Source organism: Bradyrhizobium sp. Leo170, assembly GCF_004296405.1.
Classification (GTDB): domain Bacteria; phylum Pseudomonadota; class Alphaproteobacteria; order Rhizobiales; family Xanthobacteraceae; genus Bradyrhizobium.
The window spans coordinates 1-4,162 of the sequence record NZ_PSRR01000509.1 but is presented as its reverse complement, the minus strand read 5'-3'; the positions used below and the strand labels follow the sequence as shown (position 1 = coordinate 4,162).

The window sequence follows — 4,162 nt, the reverse complement described above, 5'->3', positions numbered from 1 at the left end:
CGCCGTCACCCGCCGCGCGGAACCCCCTGGACCGTGGCGGTCAGCCGCTCCCATGGCGATGCGCGCACGGAGGCCTTTATCGCCGGGCGGGGCGGCGCGGTGCGGGCCGAACTCGGCTCCGCGGTGAAGTTCGGACGAGTGGCCGAAGGCCAGGTCGATATCTATCCCCGCCTTGCGCCGACCTCCGAATGGGACGTCGCGGCCGGCCATGCCGTGGTCACCGCCGCCGGCGGCAAGATCACGGATTCGCAGGGAGCGGCGCTGCGCTTCGGCCTGCGGGATGATTTTATCGTGCCGGAATTCATTGCCTGGGGCGATCCCGCCGCTGCGCCTTAGAACTTGTTTTGTCGAGGGCGCTACTGCGCCAGCGTCTGCTCCAGCTCCGGCCAGCGGGCGGTGGCGTCTTTCAGGAAGCGTCCGGGATCGGCGACAAAGGCGTCCCGGTTGTCCTCCCGGCCGAACAGATAGAGCCGCTGCCCGGCCACCGCCCAGAATCGCGGATTGCCGGCATAGGTGACGCCGCGGCCAAGATCGACCGGGTCGTAGCCGCCGAATTGCGGACCGTAGATTTCCGGATGGGCGACAAAGGAGGCGCGGTTGCCTTCATTGCGGAAGCGCCAGACCGCGCCTGCCTGCGCAGCCTCAAAGTCCGGCAAGCCCTCAAGGGCAGCGGCATCGGTAAAATATGCCACCGGGTCGAATCCCTCGATGGCGAGGCCGGAATAGTGATTGACCACCACCCGCTCGGTTGTAGCGGCCCGGACTGCCGAATCAATGCCGATCAAAGCTAAAAGGCCGACGGCGAAGCTGAAAAAGGCTATTCCGGGGCGTCGGCGGTATATTTCCTGCCGTTGTACCGTCATAGTTGATATCGATAACATTGGAGTCGAGGGGACACTGGGCGCAAGCTAGAGCCGACCTTGTTGGCGTCAGGTTAAGGCGGCGACCAGAATTTCGATCGCAGGGGTTCTTTATGAGTTTCGCATCACGCTTTGCCGCGGCAGCGCTCGCTGCGCTGATGTGCTGGATTGCGCCGGTTGCCGCCCAGCAGGCCCCGCCGCAATACCCGCCGCCGCAACGTGAGCCCAGTCCGAGCACCTATGGGCCGGACGAACTGGTTGCCGCCGGCCACAAATTCTTCGGTAACGTCTCACGCGGGCTTGCCTCCGTCATCGAACGCGCGGTCAGCCAATGGGGCCTGCCCAATGGCTACGTGCTCGGCGAAGAAGGCTCCGGCGCTTTCGTCGCCGGCCTGCGCTATGGGGAAGGCACGCTCTACACCAAGAATGCCGGCGACCTGCGGGTCTATTGGCAGGGGCCCTCGGTCGGCTTCGACTGGGGCGGCGATGGCGCTCGCACCATGACGCTGGTCTACAACCTGCCCTCCACGCAAGCGATCTACCAGCGCTTCGTCGGCATCGACGGCTCGGCCTATATCGTCGGCGGTTTCGGCATGACCGCGCTGACGGCCAACAATATCGTGCTGGTGCCGATCCGTTCCGGCATCGGGCTCAGGCTTGGCGCCAATGTCGGCTACCTGAAATATACCCCGCGTGCGACCTGGAACCCGTTCTGACCCCGCCGTTAACGCCTTGACGTGAATCCCTCACCGCGGACAGGCATTTGGCTGGCGTTTTGCCGGCCGCCCGTGGCATTGTGATTAACGATTTATTATCGCGGGAGTAACCCATTCATGGTCGAACCGATCATGTATCTGGCGATCGGTTTTCTGGTCTCGATGCTGTGCGGTCTGATGATCGTGCCGCTGGTGCATAACCGGGCGGTGCGGCTGACGACCCGGCGTATCGAGGCCGCAACCCCGCTGTCGATGGCCGAGATCCAGGCGGACAAGGACCAGTTGCGCGCGGAATTCGCGATGTCGGCGCGGCGGCTCGAGATGAGCGTCGAGCAGCTCAAGAGCAAGACCACGAGCCAGTTGGCCGAACTCGGCAAGAAGACCGACGCGATCAACCGCATGAAGATCGAGCTCGGCGAGAAGAACGCCGCGATCTTCGCCCTCGAGGCGCGCGAAAAGGCGATGAAGGGTCAGTCCCGCGCCACCGAAGAGGAGTTCGCCGCCAAGACCGAGCAGTTGCGCGCCGCCGAGCAGGCGCTGGCGAACAAGCAGAACGAGCTCGGCAAGATCAATGCCGACCTGAACGACCGCTCGATGGCGGCGGACAGCCGCCAGATCGAGCTGATCTCCGTCCGCACCCAGATCGAGGAATTGAAGGACCGGGTCAGCGACGCTGAAAGAGACTTCGCCGCCACCCAGGCCCGCCTGGCCGAGGAACGCAGCGCATCTGAGGCCGCGACCCGCGAGCTCGCGGACGCGCGGAGCCGGGCCGAGAGTCTGAACCAGCGCGTCACCGACCTCGACCGTCAATTGAGCGTCCAGGTCAACGAAGCCCAGATACTCGGCAACCGCGTCAACCAACTGGAGGGGCGGCTTGCGACCCAGGGCAAGCTCTTGGCCGAACGGGAATTCGAGAACAACCAGCTCCGGCAGGCCAGTGAGGCAGCCGAGCGCACCGTGAAGGAACTGCGCGCGGCGATGAATGGCGGCAAATCGCCCGCCCTCGAGAAGCTGAAAAGCGAGAAGGCCACTCTGGAAGAACAGCTCCGCATCGCCCGCGACGAGCGGTCAAAGCTGCAGCGCGACATCAACGCGATCCAGGAGCAGGCGGAGAACTCCTGGGCGACCGAGCGCATGGAGAACGCGCTGCTGCGCGAGCGCATCAACGACATTGCCGCCGAGGTGGCAAAGCTGGCGATCCAGCTCGAAGGGCCGGATTCGCCGATCGAGGCCATGCTGGCCGCAGAGCCGGCGGTGCCGGCCAAGGGGGGACCGAAGGCGGGACCGAAAGCCGCGAACGGCGTGCCCGCCGCAAGCGGCCTGCCCGAAGGCGGCGGAACGCTCGCCGAACGCATCCGGGCGCTGCAATCCCACGCTTCCCGCGCCCGTCAGCAGGGGGCATGACGCTCTTTGGCGGTTTTGGGGTCGGCTTTGGCTTGACACCCCGCCCCTGCCCTTCGTAAATCGCGGGCTCCGGCCGCAAGGCCATTTCCGATCGGATGCCGTTTCCGGCCTCCGGCCGCGACGAGATCCCGGACGCATAGCTCAGCGGGAGAGCGTTCCCTTCACACGGGAGAGGTCCAAGGTTCGATCCCTTGTGCGTCCACCATTTAGACAATTGAAATCATTACCTAATCTCATTCCCTTCTGGCATTCCACGGGGCACACGGGGGCACAAAAGGGCAGGACAGAGTAGAAACATCCGTGCATATCCGTGCAAAATCCGTGCAGTCCCATGCAGGCCGTTCGCTCGCTGTTCGCTGCCATCGGACTTACCTCGTGAAGGCGTGCCCCCCGCGTTCCGGCGCGTAATCTAGGGCCGTGTATTCATAAATCCCGGCCGCAGACGACGTGATGTGCCTCTGGCCTTCACACCGACCAACGATCCCGTTTTCGCGAAGGGGCCAACTCAACAACAGTTAGGAAGTCGCTGAAGAGTGCCCCCGCCCTATCGAGTTAGCGCCCGGCCCTTCGCTTTCCTGTGTCGTCACGCACGCGGCTAACGAAATCGTCAGGAGTGAGCAGGCAAGCAACGTTAGGGCGCGCCTTGAGGCGATTTGCATAGTCATCGATTTCGTCCTGAGCTTCTTTGACGCGCTGCGCCGCTTCGTCACGTTGCTTGCTCGCCGTCTCGGCCGCTTCGAGCGCGAGATGCAGATCGAAGTTCTTGTTAGCGATCACGCCGTCCTTCGCTGCGATCTGATCCCGCAGCATCTTCGCTTCGGCGCGGTTGTCGGCGGTGCGGAAGCCTAGCAGAAAGACGAGCGCCGCCAGGGCGACGATGAAGACGAGCTTCGCGGCCTTGGCGTATAGCCAAAGCCTGGCGCGCGATCGCGCTGGTGCTCGTAGGCGTAGCGCGCCCTCCCCGTGACCTTGAGCGCTCCGTCGATACGGTCCACGGGCTGGCCGATTGCCGTGGCGGCGCCAGCGCGCGAGTTCGCCTGAACGACGTAGTCTTGAGCCATCGTCTTGTACCTCACACGGCTTGGGCGGCTTCAGCGAGCGTCCGGCGCAGCGTGCGCCGCGCCAGCTCGATCTTGAAGGCGGCGTGGCCTTCGGCGCGCGCGCCGGAAAGGGCCGCATCGG

5 protein-coding genes and 1 tRNA gene are annotated in these 4,162 nt (G+C 64.5%); 4 read left to right on the top strand and 2 right to left on the bottom strand.

Translation table 11 applies throughout. The features are described from left to right. Nucleotides 1–336 (top strand): 3'(2'),5'-bisphosphate nucleotidase CysQ family protein (locus CWO89_RS41520; protein WP_283813580.1); only part of this gene is annotated, 336 nt, incomplete at its 5' end. A 20-nt stretch (nucleotides 337–356) separates the two neighbouring features. Here the strand turns inward: CWO89_RS41520 and CWO89_RS41515 are convergent. After that, nucleotides 357–881 (bottom strand): YHS domain-containing (seleno)protein, encoded by a 525-nt coding sequence (locus tag CWO89_RS41515; RefSeq protein ID WP_207234686.1) that lies wholly within the window; start codon nucleotides 879–881, stop codon nucleotides 357–359. 92 nt (nucleotides 882–973) lie between these two features. Here CWO89_RS41515 and CWO89_RS41510 point away from each other — a divergent pair, with 92 nt between their 5' ends. The 3 genes from CWO89_RS41510 (at nucleotide 974) to CWO89_RS41500 (ending at nucleotide 3,185) form a co-directional block, all read left to right on the top strand. Further along, nucleotides 974–1,576, top strand: a complete 603-nt coding sequence (locus CWO89_RS41510) for a DUF1134 domain-containing protein (protein ID WP_130584020.1) — start codon at nucleotides 974–976, stop codon at nucleotides 1,574–1,576. Between the two features lie 117 nt (nucleotides 1,577–1,693). Further along, the gene (locus CWO89_RS41505) at nucleotides 1,694–2,980 is read left to right on the top strand and encodes a coiled-coil domain-containing protein (RefSeq protein WP_130584019.1); all 1,287 of its coding nucleotides are present in this window, start codon (nucleotides 1,694–1,696) and stop codon (nucleotides 2,978–2,980) included. 130 nt (nucleotides 2,981–3,110) lie between these two features. Continuing rightward, nucleotides 3,111–3,185, top strand: a tRNA-Val gene (locus CWO89_RS41500). A gap of 347 nt (nucleotides 3,186–3,532) precedes the next feature. Here the strand turns inward: CWO89_RS41500 and CWO89_RS41495 are convergent. Beyond that, the gene (locus CWO89_RS41495; protein WP_245476817.1) at nucleotides 3,533–3,790 is read right to left on the bottom strand and encodes a hypothetical protein; all 258 of its coding nucleotides are present in this window, start codon (nucleotides 3,788–3,790) and stop codon (nucleotides 3,533–3,535) included. Between the last annotated feature and the right edge of the window lie 372 nt (nucleotides 3,791–4,162).